Genomic DNA, 15,579 nt, shown 5'->3' with positions numbered 1-15,579 from the left:
CCACATCTTCACCTTCTTCCCACCCCCAAACCAATATATCTCCCACACTCACATTCCACACTCACATCTCGCACTCACCCCCATAAAACCCCTAATCCCCACGCACCAAGCCGCCCTGAACTCCCGCCCCAACTTTTAGCAACCGCTGCCGTTATGCCGGGGGTAACCCGGGGAGCGGAGTTTCTGCTATAATAGAGAACAGTATGAAGTAGGCATGGAGGTAGACGATGGCAAACTATACGCCGATGATTCAGCAGTATCTGAGAGTAAAGGAAGGGGCTAAAGACGCTTTCCTTTTCTTTCGTCTGGGCGATTTCTATGAAATGTTTTTCGAGGATGCCTTGCTTGCATCCAAAGAGCTTGAGATTACTTTAACAGGCCGCGACGGCGGGATCGGGGAAAAAATTCCGATGTGCGGTGTGCCGTATCATGCGGCCGAAGGGTACATACAGCGACTGATCGAGAAGGGCTACAAGGTCGCGATCTGCGAGCAGCTGGATGATCCTGCGGTGACCAAAGGGATGGTCCGCCGCGATATCGTCCGGGTCGTTACACCGGGCACTGTGATGGATGGCAAAATCATTACCGACAAAAGCAACAACTACCTCGTCTGCGTCACGGAGGAGGACGGGATGATGGCACTGGCTGCCTGTGATTTGACGACAGGTGAGCTGTATGTCACATCGGTTCTCTCCAGCAGCGAATGGCTGCGCGACGAGATTGGAATCTACGAGCCGGCGGAGATTATTGGCGATTCTGCCTTGCTTGAGCAGCTGCGCAGTGAAGCTTCCCTGCTGGCCAAGCCTGTGGTCTATACGCCGTGGGACAAGCAGGAGGAAGCGCTGGCCCGCCGCCAGTTCGGCGAAGCGGCCTGGGTACGGCTGGAGAAGGAGCGCGGACGGTGTCTGGCACTGCTGATCTCCTATTTCAGCGAGACCCAGCGCCGTTCCCTTGGACAGCTCACCCAGATTTCACCTTACGAGCCCGGGAATTTTATGATTCTCGATCCGTTCACCCGGCGTAATCTGGAGCTGACCGAAACGGTGAGGGAACGCTCCAAAAAAGGCTCGCTCCTCTGGCTGCTCGACCGCACCGAGACCTCGATGGGGGGCCGTCTGCTGCGCCGCCGGATTGATAAGCCGCTGCTGCAGCGCGCGCCGATTGAGCGCCGTCTGGAAGCTGTCGACTATCTGTATAACCAGTTCATTGTCCGCGAGGATCTGCGCGGGGCGCTGAAGGAAATCTACGACCTGGAGCGGCTGGTTGGGCGTATTGCCTTCGGCAGCGCCAACGGCCGGGATATGAATGCCTTGAAGCTGTCTCTGGCACAGATTCCGGCGCTCAAAGAGATGTGCCTGACCTCCGGCTCGGCTACCCTAAGGGAGATTGGCGCAGCTATGGATGAATGCGCGGAGCTTCGAGAGGATATCGAACGGGCGATTGTTGAGGATGCACCGGTATCTGTCCGTGACGGAGGAATCATCCGCGGGGGTTACCATGAACGGCTGGACGAGCTTCGGGAAGCCAGCAGCAGCGGCAAGCGCTGGATTGCAGAGCTTGAAGCGAAGGAACGCCAGGTTACCGGAATTAAATCCCTCAAGATCGGCTATAACAAAATTTTCGGTTACTATATAGAAATTACCCGCTCCAACCTCTCTTCGCTGCCGGAAGGCCGCTATGAGCGCAAGCAGACGCTGGCGAATGCCGAGCGTTATGTGACCCCGGAACTGAAGGAGAAGGAAGCGCTGATCCTGGAAGCACAGGATAAGATGACAGATCTGGAATACAGCCTGTTCACCGAACTGCGCGAGCGGATCAGCAGCCAGGTTCCGCGCCTGCAGGCGCTGGCCGAGAAGGTGGCCGAGATTGATGTGTACCAATGCCTCGCAGCGGTAAGTGCTGAGCACCGGTTCGTGAAGCCGAAGCTGTCCGACAGCTATGATCTGCGGATCGAAGGGGGACGCCATCCCGTAGTCGAGGCGGTGCTGAAGGATTCGGCTTTTATTGCCAACGGCAGCACACTCAGCAAGGACCAAGGCAATATCCTGCTGATAACAGGACCGAACATGGCCGGCAAAAGCACGTATATGCGCCAGGTGGCGCTCATCTGCATCATGGCCCAGATCGGCTGCTTCGTGCCTGCGGCCAGTGCCGAGGTGGCACTGATCGACCGCATCTTTACGCGGATCGGGGCAGCGGATGACCTGATCGGCGGCCAGAGCACCTTCATGGTGGAGATGGCCGACATTCAGGTCATGACCGAGAAAGCAACCGCCCGCAGCCTGATCATCATAGATGAGCTGGGCCGGGGGACCTCAACCAGCGAGGGGATGGCAATTGCCCAGGCTGTGATCGAATATGTGCATGATACCATTGCCTGCAAAGCGCTGGTCTCCACGCATTTCCATGAGCTGGCCCATTTGGAGCAGAGCCTCAGCGGTCTGCGGAACTATTCGATGGCGGTACAGGAGAGCGGAGACAAGGTCAACTTCCTGCGCAAGCTGGTGCCGGGAGCGGCGGACAGCAGCTACGGAATCTACTGTGCAAGGCTGGCTGGATTGCCTGAAGGGATTATCGACCGGGCCTACGGGCTGCTCCAGAGCATCGAGCAGGCTTCTCCGCTGGGCGGCACGGCACTGAATTACGGCACGGATTACAGTGAGCGGAGCGGGAGCGGAACGGTCATACAGGAGAATCAGACTATCGCTGCGCAGACGCCGGATGCCAAGGAAGTAGCTGCCACAGGCAACCAATCCTATTCGGCTGAACGCACCTCGCAAGCTCCAGCACATTCGGACCCGTATCCCGAAGCAGCAGCTTCTATGGCTGCCGGACAACGGGAAGCTGCCGCATCCCTTGCTTCTCCTGTGGAGGAAGAGGACAATGAAGTGGTGCAGCTGTCTATTTTTGGCGAGGAAGAGCCGCGCAAGAACCGCAAGGGTGGAGCAGTGGCGCCTGCCGTCAAAGACAATCCGCTGCTCAAAGAGTTAATCAACGCCGTGCAAGGCGCAGATTTGATGAACATGACGCCGCTGCAGGCGATGGGCCTGTTGAATGAGCTGAAGATGAAGGCCCGGGAGCTCTAATTCAGCGGAATTGCTGACAGCAATCTGTTTACAGTAAAGCACGGTGCGGACTGAGGTGCCCTTATTCCTGATAGAAGTATGCTTTTTGCAAGCTTGCGGACACAGTGGCGCTTATGTCAGGTTATTTCACCCCATGTTAGTGCTGGAGAGGAAATAAGCGCACTCTAGTCCGTTCGGTCCCCGAGAGGGGCTGTTTTGATCCGAATAAGGCTTTTACAGTCCGTTAATGTTCAATATTATCTATAAAATTATAAAATGCGGGGTGAACGAATATGGCTAAAATTCATGTGCTGGATGAGCATATTGCCAACCAGATTGCTGCCGGGGAGGTAGTTGAGCGTCCCGCTTCTGTAGTGAAGGAGCTGGTCGAGAATGCGATCGATGCGGGCAGCACCCGCATTGAAGTCTCTGTGGAAGAGGGGGGCTTGCAGAGTATCCGGGTCAAGGATAACGGCTCGGGGATTGAGCCGGAGGACTGCGAGACCGCATTTTACCGCCATGCGACAAGTAAAATTGCAAACGGCCGTGATCTCTTCCTGATCACCAGCCTCGGCTTCCGTGGAGAAGCGCTGGCGAGTATCGCGGCGGTATCGAAGCTGACCCTGCTGACCGCAAGCGGAGACGACGGGAAGGGGCGGGTGCTGGACATCGAGGGCGGCAGGCTGATCCGTAATGAAGATGCCGCTTCCGGCAAAGGCAGTGATCTCACCGTGCGGGAGCTGTTCTATAATACGCCTGCCCGCCTGAAGTATATGAAGAGTATCCAGACCGAGCTGGGCCATATCTCGGATGCCATGTACCGGATGGCATTGGCCCACCCGGATATCTCCTTCACCCTCCAGCATAACAGCAATCAATTGCTGCATACGCTGGGCAACGGAGACCTGCTGCAGGTGATTGCTGCTGTATATGGCACCTCAGCGGCTAAGGCCATGCTCCCTGTGTCGGCGGAAGATCCGGACTTCCGGATCTCCGGTTACATCAGCCGCCCCGAGTGGACACGCTCGAACCGCAATGCGGTGACGACGCTGGTCGGGGGACGTTACATCCGCAGCAACGGACTGAACGCGGCTATCATGCGCGCTTACCATACGCTGCTGCCGATTAACCGTTATCCGCTGCTGGTCCTGAAGCTGGAGATGCACCCGTCACTGGTGGATGTCAACGTGCATCCGGCCAAGCTTGAAGTGCGCTTCAGCAAAGAACCCGAGCTGTACGGGTTCATAGAGCAGCAGCTTCGCTCCCTGCTGATGGGCCAGAGCCTGATTCCGCGCCCCGCTAAGGAGATCATCGGCGGCAAGAACAGCAGCTCATTCATTCAGGAGCAATTCGCCTTCTCCAAAGGCGCAGCTCCGGGCAGTATTCAGCAAGGTACGGAAGCGGGAGGCACAGATAAGTCAGCAGATCCGCGCAGCTACGGTCAGGGAATGCCTGGCGGAGCTGGCGTCGCAGGGGGCAACCAGCCTCCTTCCAGCGGACGGAGCGGTGCTCCGTTCTCTGGCAGCGCTGGTCCATTAAAGGACCCTGCCGCTGGAGCCGCTGGAGACCCTTATGCTGCTTCCCAGGCATCCGGGAATACCCAGCCTTATACTGGCAGCAATGCACAGGAGCAGCAGCAGGCCAGAGAGACGGCTGCTGCATACAGCGGTGGAAGCGCCGCCCAGGGTTCATACCGCCAGCCTTCCTCCGGCCCCCGTGACAGCTACCGTCCTCAGGCAGCCATCGCTGGCCGGGGGCAGCAGCAGGCGGCCGGAGAGTTATACGCTCCTGCGGAGCAGACCGGCTCGGGTCTTCCGCAGTTTCCCGAGCTGAATTATATCGGCCAGCATCACGGAACTTATATTATCGCCCAGAATGACAGCGGGCTGTACCTGATTGACCAGCACGCTGCGCATGAGCGGGTGAATTATGAATTTTATTACGAGAAATTCGGCAAGCCGGAAGATGCCTCACAAGAGCTTTTGCTGCCGATTACGCTGGAGTTCACGCCTTCGGAGAGCAGGCAGCTCAGTGAACGGCTGCACTGGTTCGAGCAGGCGGGGGTTGTGCTTGAGCATTTTGGCGGACAGACCTTCCTGGTCCGTTCCTTACCGTACTGGTTCCCGGAAGGGGACGAGAAGGCGGTAATCGAAGAGATGGCAGAGTGGGTGCTGAACGAACGGTCGATTGACCTCGCCAAGCTGCGTGAGAAATCCTCCATTCTCTGCTCCTGCAAGGCTTCAATCAAAGCCAACCAGAAGCTTACAGAGCTGGAAGTGGAATCGCTCCTCACCAGGCTCGCGGCTTGCCGTCAGCCTTATACTTGCCCGCATGGACGTCCGATCGTTGTCTCTTTCTCGGCCTATGATCTGGAGAAGCTGTTTAAGCGCGTTATGTAGTGGCTATATTGTACATTTATAGAGTGCAGGATCGGAGGCAACATGATTATAACCACGGGCTTTGACCCGATACCGCAAGTGGTGGCCCGGGCCCGGGAGCTTGCGGACCGCACAGGCTGCGCCTATGCTCCGAGAGCGAAATTCTCGATGAGCAAGCTGGTGGAGCATTACGGGGACGAACAGATTCTGGTGGTCCTCCAGGAGGCGGTCCGGCTGATTACGCCGGGAATGCCGCCGATGGAATTCCATCCCAGCATGGGGTTTGTCCGCGCTAAAAGAATCTTAAGAGGTGAGCCGGACCCTATGATTGATGCGGCAGGTATGCTACCCGGCGACAGCGTGCTGGACTGCACGGCCGGACTCGGAGCGGATTCGCTGCTGTTCGCTGTCACCGGAGGGGAAACCTCCAAGGTGACGGCGCTGGAGAGCTCTCTGCCGCTGTATGCCCTCCTGCTGGAAGGGATGAGCGGGTATGTGTCCGGTCAGATCAAGGTGAACGAAGCGCTGCGCCGGATTGATGTGCAGCACGGGGACCATCTGGAATACCTGCGGGCCCAGCCGGACAAGAGCATCGACATTGTCTACTTCGACCCGATGTTCCGGGTGCCGCTGACGGATTCGGCGGCGATCTCGCCGCTGCGGCAATTCGCCAATCCTGCTGCATTGTCGGCTGATAGCGTGGCTGAGGCAACCAGGGTGGCCCGCAAGACAGTGCTGCTCAAAGAGAAGGCGCTGAGCGGAGAATTTAACCGGCTGGGCTTCAAGGAGCTGCTGCGGGCCAATGCCAAAACATCGTACGGGGTGATTACCATTGACAACTAAGACTAAACGCAAAGTGCTTGTACTGCTGGGTCCGACTGCGGTCGGAAAAACCAGACTGAGTCTGGAGCTGGCCGAAGCCCACGGAGCCGAGATCATCTCCGGGGATTCGATGCAGGTCTACCGCGGGATGGATATTGGTACGGCCAAAATCACGCCTGAGGAAATGAAGGGCATCCCCCATCATCTGATTGATATTCATGATCCGCAGGATGCGTATTCTACGGCTGAATTCCAGGAGCAGGGGGCCCGGCTGATCGAGGAGATCAGTGCGCGAGGCAAGCTGCCTTTTATTGTGGGCGGAACAGGACTGTACATTGAATCGTTATGCTACGGCTTCCGCTTCTCCGAAGCAGTGGCTGACGAGGCGTTCCGCAAGCAGCAGGAGGCTTATGCCGAAGAGCATGGGGCTGATGCCTTACATGCCCGTCTGGCAGCGGTAGACCCGGTCAGCGCAGAGCGGCTGCATCCCAATGACCGCAGGCGGATCATCCGCGCGCTGGAGATTTATCACCAGACGAACGTCCCGTTATCCGACTCACTTGCTGACCAGAACAAGGAGTCACCCTACGATTTATGCCTGATCGGTTTGACAATGGACCGGAAAATACTATATAAACGTATTGAAGAGCGAATTGATCAGATGCTGGCGGATGGCCTCGTGCTTGAGGTCCAGCAGCTGCTGGATCAAGGCTACGGCAGGAGTCTTGTGTCTATGCAGGGTCTGGGCTATAAGGAAATTGCCGCCTACCTGGAGGGGGAGATGACGCTGGAAGAAGCCGTAGTGCTGCTGAAGCGTGATACCCGCCGGTTTGCCAAGCGGCAGTTGTCATGGTTTCGCCACATGAAGGAGATTCAGTGGATCGACGTCCTGGAGAGCCAAAACTTTTCTGAGAATTTCGCAAAAATAAATGGTATAATAGCAGGAAAGTTTCTTACAGGTCTTGAATATACTTCTGAACAATCTAATTGAACCATTGGGGGTACGTCATATGAACAAGTCCATTAACATTCAAGATACGTTCTTGAACCAGCTGCGCAAAGAGAATATCCCTGCCACAGTATATTTGACCAACGGATTTCAAATCCGGGGAATTATCAAAGCCTTCGACAACTTCACCATTGTCATCGACAGTGACGGACGCCAGCAGATGGTGTACAAGCATGCGATTTCCACGTTTACTCCGCAACGAAGCGTATCACTGATGCAGGAGAACAATAGCGAGAATTAAGATTTTACCGTCTTGAAGCGAAACCTTTTTGTTTATAAATCGTTTGAATAGAGAGTGCGAGAGAGCAACCTGAGAAGGTTGTTCTTTTCATTCGTGAACATCATTTATGTTTTTTCCGTTAAGGGAGTCAGGAGGCAGCATGTCCAGAGACCAACTAACCCGGAGCGGCGGCAATAGAAACAGAGGAAGTCAGCCGCCAAGCTCTCAAGGGAAGCCGAAGAAAAAAAAGAAAAGATTCTTAACCAAAAAACGTGTGCTGTGGAGTTTGTTTTTTTCAGTTGCGCTGGCTATTTTTTGTGCGCTGGGCGGTTACTTGTTCATCATGCTGAACGGGCAGAAGCTGCTAGATGAGAACAGGGACAAGCTGACGGTGAATCCGCCGACGCAGATCTTTGACCGGAACCGCAATCTGATCGGCGAGCTGTCGTTGGAGAAGAGTGATCCGGTGGAATACCAGGATATTCCCGAGCTGCTGATTACCGCGTTTGTGGCGACCGAGGATAAACGGTTCTTCGAGCACAACGGGGTGGATCTCTGGTCCATTGGACGCGCGGCTGTCAAGGATATTGCGGCACGCAGCATGGTTGAAGGCGGGAGTACGATCACCCAGCAGCTGGCGAAGAATATCTTCCTGACCCGGGATAAGACCTTTTTCCGCAAAGCGACCGAGGTTTCGATTGCTGTAGCACTCGAGAAAAACGAAACCAAAGAAGACATCATTAAGATGTACCTGAACCGGATTCCTTTCGGCGGAACCATCTATGGGATCAAGGCCGCTTCCATCCGATACTTCGGCAAGGAGAATCTGAAAGATCTCAAGCTGTGGGAAATGGCTACGCTGGCTGCAATGCCTAAGGGGCCTTCCCGCTACAATCCGCTGCGCAATCCCGAGCTGTCGAAGGAACGCCGCGGTGTTGTGCTTCAGCTGATGTATGATCAGAAAAAGATTACCAAGGAGCAAATGGACGAGGCTAAGGTCGTGGATTACAACTACAAGCCGCCTGAAAAGAAGCAGCGTTACCAGGCATTCATTGATTATGCGATTGGTGAGGCTGAGGACAAATTCGGGCTGACCGAGGATGATCTCAACATCGGCGGGTACAAGATTTATACAACCATGGATAAGCATGCCCAGGAGACGATTGAGGATGCTTTTGCCGATAGTGATAACTTTGAGAAAAGTGTGGACGATGAGCTGGTACAAGGCTCGATGACCATTGTGAATCAGGAGAACGGCAGCGTTGTAGCCTTGATGGGCGGACGTAATTATGAGAAAAAAGGCTACAGCCGGATCGACGGCAGCCGCCGCTCACCGGGGTCTGCCTTCAAGCCCCTGGTATCCTATGCACCGGCACTGGAATCCGGCAAATTCACGAATGATTCCATGCTGAGCAATGAGAAGCAGTGCTTCGGCAAATATTGTCCGAACAACCTGCACGGATACTCGAAGTCGATCAGTATGAGCGATGCGCTGACGAAGTCGGAGAATATTCCGGCAGTCTGGCTGCTGAATGAGATCGGTGTGAATACCGGCTTCCAGTTCGCTAAGAAGCTGGGCATCGATCTGAAGGATGAAGACAAGAACCTGTCTCTTGCCCTCGGGGGCATGAGTAAAGGGACGAATACGCTGGAGATGGCCCAGGCCTACAGTGCCTTTGCCAATGGCGGAGAGCTGCGGGAGGCATATGCCATCAAGTCTATAGCTGATGCTGATGATAAGACTGTCTACAAGGCAAACACCAAGCCAGACCGTGTAATGAGTGAACAGACGGCTTATCAGATGACAGAGATGATGCAACGTGTTGTACAGGACGGTACAGGTAAAAAAGCAAAAATTAACCGTCCGGTAGCCGGTAAGACCGGTACAACACAAAGCGGATATAAGGGCATCAGCTCGAACCGTGATGTCTGGTTCGTCGGCTATACGCCGGAATGGACGGCAGCGGTATGGATGGGCTACGACAAGCCGAGCAAGACCCATCTGCTGAAGAACAGCAGTCCGCTGGCCGCTGCCTTCTGGGGCAAGGTCATGGAGAAGGCGCTCGAAGGTGTACCTGCCAAGCAGTTCCCGGTACCGAAGGGCGCTGCTGTAGAGGTAGAGGCTACGCCGACGCCTGAAGCGGTATCGGCAGTAACGGGCTTCCAGGCTGCGTATGATCCATCCACGATGACGGTCAATATGAGCTGGAATCCTGCTGCGGCCAGCGGTGTAGAATACCGTATTTACCGCCGCGAGACGTCTGAAGCAGACTTCACCCCGCTCATGAACACTATGGCTTCGAATATCGGGGACATCAGTGCGATGCCGGGACTGTCTTACGAATATTATGTTACCGCGTATTATCAGGAGCTTGACCAGGAGAGCGAGCCGTCCGGGACTGTAACAGTGTCTGTCCAGGATGAGCTTCAGACTCCAGAGCCAGAGGTGACACCTGACCCGAATCTGCCTACGGATAACCCCGATAACGGCGGCAATTCGGGAAATGGAGAGAACGGCGGCAATCCGCCAGACAATGGACCTGGGAATAACGGATCAGGTAATAATGGTCCAGGCAATCACGGTCCAGGTAATAACGGCAATGGCCAAGGAGGGGATAACGGCAGCGGAGCAGCCACATCCCCGCCTGAGATGACACCGCCGCCTGCGCCAGCCACGCCAGAGCCGTTAGCGACACCGGCACCGGAGGCGACGAGCGGTACTGTCGATCCCGGAATCATCCCTGACCCGAATGCCGGAACCGATCCGGCAAGTGATCCGGGCAGCGGTTTTGTCGAAGGACCCGGCAATGTGCATTAGACTGACATGAAGTCAAATTCATAGCATTAACGATAACCCTGACAGCTCCGGGAGCTCTGCGCTATGCAGAATTGCCGGAGGTCGGGGTTTTCTTCAGCTTTTTGCCGTAATGCCGGTAACACTTGTTTTGAGTGTCTCTGCAAAATGTGTTAAGCTGAAGGCAACATTATCAGAAGAGGGTTATTCATATGAAACGTAAATTCGGAGACCGGGCCAATTGGCGCAGGATTACCCGCCGCCATTTTGCCTGCCGCTATGTGGAGACCCGGGAATTCAGCGGTTATATCACACTCTACACCATATACGGGCTGAAAGAGCCGCTATGGAAGAGTTACGGCAGGCATACATACCGCATAGCGGACAAGGGATATTCATGGCTGCAGTATTTTCCCAAGGACGGTAACTATATTGTGACGGCCATGTTTGATGAACGGCAAAATATTGTGCAGTGGTATATCGACACCTGCAAGGTCCAGGGCGTGACCGATCAAGGGGTTCCCTGGTTCGATGATCTGTATCTGGATGTTGTAGTGCTGTGGAACGGTGAAGTGTTCTTGCTGGATGAGGATGAGCTGGAGGAAGCGCTGGAACGGGAGGATATCACGGACAGTGATTATCAGTTAGCCTGGTCGACAGCCAATGCAATACTGCGTGCAATAGACGCTCATGCCTTTCCGTATTTCTCCCTTTCACTGAAGCATCGTGCCGAATTGTTTCATCATGGAGAATTTAGGAGGAAGTAGATCATGGATTGGTATGTCTATCAACGGGGTTCATCCCCGATCCGCAAAGTGTCGCGCAAGCGCCAACATCGTACGAAGAGGGTACTGACGGTTTCGCTGCTGGTACTGATTGTGGCTGGATTCATCTGGTGCGGAGTGGCCTTTAACAGAATTAACAGTGCAGATACCACCACGCCTATGGTGAAGGCGGACGCCGGAGTCATTCTGGGGATGTCGATGTGGGGGGATGAACCGAGTCCGGGGCTGAAGGAAAGGCTGGATTATGCGCTTGAGCTGTATAAATCTGGTGCATTCAGCCATTTTGTCGTCTCCGGAGGGCTGGATCAGCCGGAGTATAAGTACACAGAAGCCGAAGGCATGAAGAGGTATCTGGTTGCCCATGGAGTACCGGACAAGTTGATCAATCTGGAGGACCAGTCTACCAGCACTTACGAGAACCTTCTCTTCAGTAAGACAGTCATGCAGCAGGAAGGATTGTCTTCAGCCGTCGTAATTACCCATGATTTCCATGGCCGCCGCGCCTTGGAGATTGCGCGTAAGCTGGGGTATAAGAACCCTGAGCTTGGTGTGACGGAGTCTAAAGTGATGTCGATGCTTAAGTATAAGCCCCGCGAAATCCTGGCCTATACCAAATGGAAATTCCAGGAGCTGTCGCTGTAAATCTGCTAATTTCCAAAACTGCTAATAACGCCTTTTATACTGGAATAGACTGGTTAGAGCAAGTCAGACCTGTATAATGAGGTGAACTAGGTGAACGGACATGTAGCGGCGGCAAGCAGTGGACGGGAAGAACGCAGACCGTCCAGGCAGATTAATATTGTGCTGAATAATCAGGCTCCGGCCCCGGTGTCCGGCTTGCCGGCTGATAGCGTTGGCGGCACGGCAACTCCCAAGACCGGCAGTCACAGCGGACTGTTCCAGGAGCTGAGCCGGGAACTGGATGCACTTGTAGGTCTGGATAACATCAAAGAGCTGGTCTTCGAGATCTATGCCCTGCTGCAGGTGGCCCAGATGCGCAGTGAAGCCGGACTTGCCACCGGAGGCCAGGCCTACCATATGGTATTCAAGGGCAATCCGGGGACAGGCAAAACCACGGTTGCCCGGATTGTGGCGAAGTTGTTCCAGCGGATGGGTGTGCTCAGCAAAGGGCATCTGATCGAAGTAGAGCGCGCTGATCTGGTAGGCGAATATATCGGACATACGGCCCAGAAGACGCGGGATCTGGTTAAAAAAGCGCTCGGCGGCATTCTTTTTATCGATGAAGCTTACAGTCTGGCCCGCGGCGGAGACAAGGATTTCGGCAAGGAGGCCATCGATACATTAGTGAAATCGATGGAGGACCACCGCAGCCAGTTTGTACTGATTCTGGCCGGGTATTCCGGCGAGATTGATTATTTTCTGATGAGCAATCCGGGTCTGCCCTCGCGGTTTCCGATCCAGGTAGAATTTCCCGATTATACCATCGACCAGCTGCTGCAGATTGCCGAGCTGATGGCCAAGGACCGTGATTATATTTTGATGCCGCAGGCCATACTCAGACTTAAGCAGCATTTGCTTACGGAGAAGACAGAGAGTCTGCACGCTTTCAGCAATGCAAGGTTTGTACGCAATAGTATTGAGAAGGCTGTACGTGCACAGGCTGTACGGTTACTGAACCAATATGAGAGCACAAGTCCGGGCAAGCAGGAGCTGATGACGCTGCGGATTGAGGATTTCAAAGGATAGTATAGGAAGAATAGATAAGGAGCATGGAATGAATGGCAATTACAACACATGATACAGAGACCGAAATGCAGGACCGCGCGATCCTTGTCAGTCTGGTTACGGACAAAATTAAACGCACGGGCATAGATCCAGAGCTTTCGCTTCAGGAACTGGTACAATTAGCCGAGACTGCCGGGGTAGAGGTGCTGGATGTACTGCGGCAGAATAAGGAGACCCCGGATTCGAGATGGTTTATCGGTAAAGGCAAGGTGGAAGAGCTTCGCATGGCCGCTGACGGGCTTGGCGCGAATACCGCCATCTTCGATCAGGAGCTGTCCGGGGCGCAGGTACGCAATCTGGAAGAGGCGCTGGATCTCAAAATCATTGACCGTACGCAGCTGATTCTCGATATCTTCGCCGGACGCGCGAAGACCCGGGAAGGGATCATCCAGGTGGAGCTGGCCCAGTTGTCTTATCTGCTGCCGCGCCTGTCCGGGCAAGGCAAGAATCTGTCGCGTCAGGGAGGCGGAATCGGTACGAGAGGTCCCGGAGAGAGCAAGCTGGAGACGGACCGCCGGCATATCCGTGACCGGATTACCGAGCTGAAGCGCCATCTGGACGAGGTGGTTAAGACCCGAGGGCTGCACCGCGAAAACCGCCGCAAGAGCGGTGCGGTTCAGGTGGCGCTTGTTGGCTATACCAACGCCGGCAAATCCACGCTGCTGAAGCAGCTGACCGATGCCGATGTGTACATCGAGAACCAGCTGTTCGCAACCCTTGATCCTACCTCACGTGTGCTTCAGCTTCCAGGCGGCAAGGAGGTCGTGCTTACGGACACCGTCGGCTTCATTCAGAATCTGCCGCATGATCTCGTAGCCTCCTTCCGCGCTACCCTGGAGGAAGTGAATGAAGCCAATCTGGTGCTGCATGTGGTGGATGCCTCATCTCCGATGCGTGAGGAACAGATGCAGGTCGTTCAGACGATTCTGCAGGATCTGGGCGCGGCAGGCAAACCGCAGATCGTTCTGTTCAACAAGTCCGACCTGTGTCAGCCGGAGCAACTGGAAATGCTCCCGACCGGTGAGGGCTTCCTGAAGATCAGTGCTTTTAATGAGGACGACCTCTCACGGATCACAGAGATCATCAGCGATCAGCTGGCCGGGGATACTCTAATCTTCCGCATTCCCGGAGACCGGGGGGATCTGTCCTCTCTGCTCTACCGGGTGGGCGAGGTGCTTGAACAGAATTACGACGGCAGCGATGTGCTCTACAACGTGAGGCTGAATAAAGAGGATTATGATAAATGGAGCTACAAGCTGGCTGAATTCGTGGAGCCGCAATAATTGCTTATCTGACCCCGTTTGGAGCTTACTTGGCTGGTTAGAAATGAAGCATTCATAGCCCCGCATTGCAACAGTCTGCTTCGGATATTGATCCAGGCAGGCTTTGCTGTGCGGGTTTTCCCTGATGCAGAAGCGGAACATCATTATACAGGAATGTTAGGAGAGATGAAGGGGACATGGCAGGATTTGCAGAGGATTTATTACAGGCAGCGGAAGCTGCAGAGCTTGAAATCGAAGGTGCGGTTAAGGCGCTGGACCGGATTGTGGATCATAATCAGTGGAAGGTGATCGAAGCCTTCCAGCGTCAGCATGTGAGTGATTTTCACTTCGCGGGTTCTACCGGATATGCCTACAATGACCGGGGGCGCGAGGTGCTGGATCTGGTCTATGCCGAAGTATTCGGTGCGGAAGCTGCGCTAGTCCGGCCGCATTTCGCTTCAGGAACTCATACAATATCTACAGCTCTGTTCGGTGTGCTACGGCCTGGAGATGAGCTTCTGTACATTACAGGACGCCCCTATGATACGCTGCATAAGGTAGTTGGCAAGCCGGGGGATGGGACTGGCTCTCTGGCGGATTTCGGCATCGGCTACCGTGAGACTGCGCTGACAGAAGAGGGGAAGGTTGACTGGGATGAAGTCGCTTTGGCGATCAGCGACAAGACCAAGGTCATCGGAATCCAGCGTTCACGCGGCTATGACTGGCGTTCGTCCTTCACGGTCGCTGAGATTGGCGAGATGGCAGCACGGGTAAAAGCCATTAAACCGGATGTCATCGTATTCGTGGATAACTGTTATGGAGAATTCACCGAGACACTGGAGCCGCCGCAGGTAGGCGCTGATCTGGTGGCCGGTTCGCTGATCAAGAATCCCGGCGGCGGAATCGCCGAGACCGGCGGTTATATCTGCGGCCGCGCAGAGCTGGTGGAACTGGCGGCCTACCGCCTGACAGCACCAGGAATCGGCGGGGAGGTAGGAGCGATGCTCGGCACGACGCGCGGCTTGTATCAAGGTCTATTCATGGCTCCACATACGGTGGGACAGGCTGTGAAGGGAAGTATCTTCGCATCGGCGGTATTCCAGCGCTGCGGCTTCACCACCAAGCCTGCCTGGCATGAACCGCGCACGGATCTGATCCAGGCGGTGGCTTTTGACGGACCCGAGCATCTGATTGCCTTCGTACAAGGTATTCAGCGCGCAGCAGCGGTAGACAGCCATGTCGTGCCTGAGCCTTGGGACATGCCCGGATATGAACATCCAGTCATCATGGCTGCCGGGACATTCATCCAGGGCGGAAGTCTGGAACTGTCTGCGGACGCGCCGATCCGTGCTCCGTATATCGGGTATATGCAAGGTGGACTAACTTACTCCCATGTAAAATACGGGGTGTTAATGGCTCTGCAGAGCATGAGGGAGCGCAAGCTGCTGTAGCATCTGTGCGGCATAGAAGCCGTTATGTTCATATGTCAGGCTTGGAG

General features: G+C 55.0%; 11 protein-coding genes. All 11 read left to right on the top strand.

Annotated elements, in window-relative coordinates; translation table 11 throughout:
• Positions 1-227: 227 nt before the first annotated feature.
• The 11 genes from mutS (at position 228) to ACFSX3_RS24655 (ending at position 15,532) form a co-directional block, all read left to right on the top strand.
• Positions 228-3,086, top strand: coding sequence for a DNA mismatch repair protein MutS (mutS, locus tag ACFSX3_RS24705; protein ID WP_209989650.1), 2,859 nt, complete (start codon positions 228-230; stop codon positions 3,084-3,086).
• Between the two features lie 272 nt (positions 3,087-3,358).
• Entirely contained in the window at positions 3,359-5,464 is a 2,106-nt protein-coding gene (mutL, locus tag ACFSX3_RS24700) for a DNA mismatch repair endonuclease MutL (protein WP_209989654.1), read from the top strand.
• A 42-nt stretch (positions 5,465-5,506) separates the two neighbouring features.
• Positions 5,507-6,286 carry a class I SAM-dependent methyltransferase gene (locus ACFSX3_RS24695; protein ID WP_209989656.1) on the top strand — a complete coding sequence of 260 codons (780 nt, stop codon included), beginning with the start codon at positions 5,507-5,509 and terminating at the stop codon, positions 6,284-6,286.
• A complete protein-coding gene (gene miaA / locus ACFSX3_RS24690) occupies positions 6,276-7,256 on the top strand; it encodes a tRNA (adenosine(37)-N6)-dimethylallyltransferase MiaA (RefSeq protein ID WP_209989659.1) in 981 nt (326 codons plus the stop codon). Before ACFSX3_RS24695 ends, miaA begins: the two co-directional genes overlap by 11 nt.
• A gap of 19 nt (positions 7,257-7,275) precedes the next feature.
• Positions 7,276-7,515 (top strand): RNA chaperone Hfq, encoded by a 240-nt coding sequence (gene hfq / locus ACFSX3_RS24685; protein WP_209989662.1) that lies wholly within the window; start codon positions 7,276-7,278, stop codon positions 7,513-7,515.
• A 139-nt stretch (positions 7,516-7,654) separates the two neighbouring features.
• Entirely contained in the window at positions 7,655-10,312 is a 2,658-nt protein-coding gene (locus ACFSX3_RS24680; RefSeq protein ID WP_209989665.1) for a transglycosylase domain-containing protein, read from the top strand.
• A gap of 188 nt (positions 10,313-10,500) precedes the next feature.
• Complete coding sequence (locus ACFSX3_RS24675; protein WP_209989668.1) at positions 10,501-11,055, top strand: DUF402 domain-containing protein; 555 nt, start codon at positions 10,501-10,503, stop codon at positions 11,053-11,055.
• A 3-nt stretch (positions 11,056-11,058) separates the two neighbouring features.
• Positions 11,059-11,715, top strand: a complete 657-nt coding sequence (locus ACFSX3_RS24670) for a YdcF family protein (RefSeq protein ID WP_209989670.1) — start codon at positions 11,059-11,061, stop codon at positions 11,713-11,715.
• Positions 11,716-11,805: 90 nt separating this feature from the next.
• Positions 11,806-12,780, top strand: a complete 975-nt coding sequence (locus ACFSX3_RS24665; protein ID WP_209989672.1) for an AAA family ATPase — start codon at positions 11,806-11,808, stop codon at positions 12,778-12,780.
• Positions 12,781-12,812: 32 nt separating this feature from the next.
• The gene (gene hflX, locus ACFSX3_RS24660) at positions 12,813-14,102 is read left to right on the top strand and encodes a GTPase HflX (protein ID WP_209989675.1); all 1,290 of its coding nucleotides are present in this window, start codon (positions 12,813-12,815) and stop codon (positions 14,100-14,102) included.
• Between the two features lie 176 nt (positions 14,103-14,278).
• Entirely contained in the window at positions 14,279-15,532 is a 1,254-nt protein-coding gene (locus ACFSX3_RS24655) for a methionine gamma-lyase family protein (RefSeq protein ID WP_209989678.1), read from the top strand.
• Positions 15,533-15,579: the final 47 nt, after the last annotated feature.

The sequence above is a fragment of the Paenibacillus rhizoplanae genome (assembly GCF_042684125.1).
GTDB classification, from domain to species: domain Bacteria; phylum Bacillota; class Bacilli; order Paenibacillales; family Paenibacillaceae; genus Paenibacillus_AQ; species Paenibacillus_AQ rhizoplanae.
This window is presented reverse-complemented; position numbering and strand designations above follow the sequence as displayed.

Excerpts from the sequence above, each read along its gene's own strand:
- mutS (WP_209989650.1), top strand. The coding sequence starts at position 228 with ATGGCAAACTATACGCCGATGATTCAGCAGTATCTGAGAGTAAAGGAA.
- mutL (WP_209989654.1), top strand. The coding sequence starts at position 3,359 with ATGGCTAAAATTCATGTGCTGGATGAGCATATTGCCAACCAGATTGCT.
- ACFSX3_RS24695 (WP_209989656.1), top strand. The coding sequence starts at position 5,507 with ATGATTATAACCACGGGCTTTGACCCGATACCGCAAGTGGTGGCCCGG.
- hfq (WP_209989662.1), top strand. The coding sequence starts at position 7,276 with ATGAACAAGTCCATTAACATTCAAGATACGTTCTTGAACCAGCTGCGC.
- ACFSX3_RS24680 (WP_209989665.1), top strand. The coding sequence starts at position 7,655 with ATGTCCAGAGACCAACTAACCCGGAGCGGCGGCAATAGAAACAGAGGA.
- ACFSX3_RS24675 (WP_209989668.1), top strand. The coding sequence starts at position 10,501 with ATGAAACGTAAATTCGGAGACCGGGCCAATTGGCGCAGGATTACCCGC.
- ACFSX3_RS24670 (WP_209989670.1), top strand. The coding sequence starts at position 11,059 with ATGGATTGGTATGTCTATCAACGGGGTTCATCCCCGATCCGCAAAGTG.
- hflX (WP_209989675.1), top strand. The coding sequence starts at position 12,813 with ATGGCAATTACAACACATGATACAGAGACCGAAATGCAGGACCGCGCG.
- ACFSX3_RS24655 (WP_209989678.1), top strand. The coding sequence starts at position 14,279 with ATGGCAGGATTTGCAGAGGATTTATTACAGGCAGCGGAAGCTGCAGAG.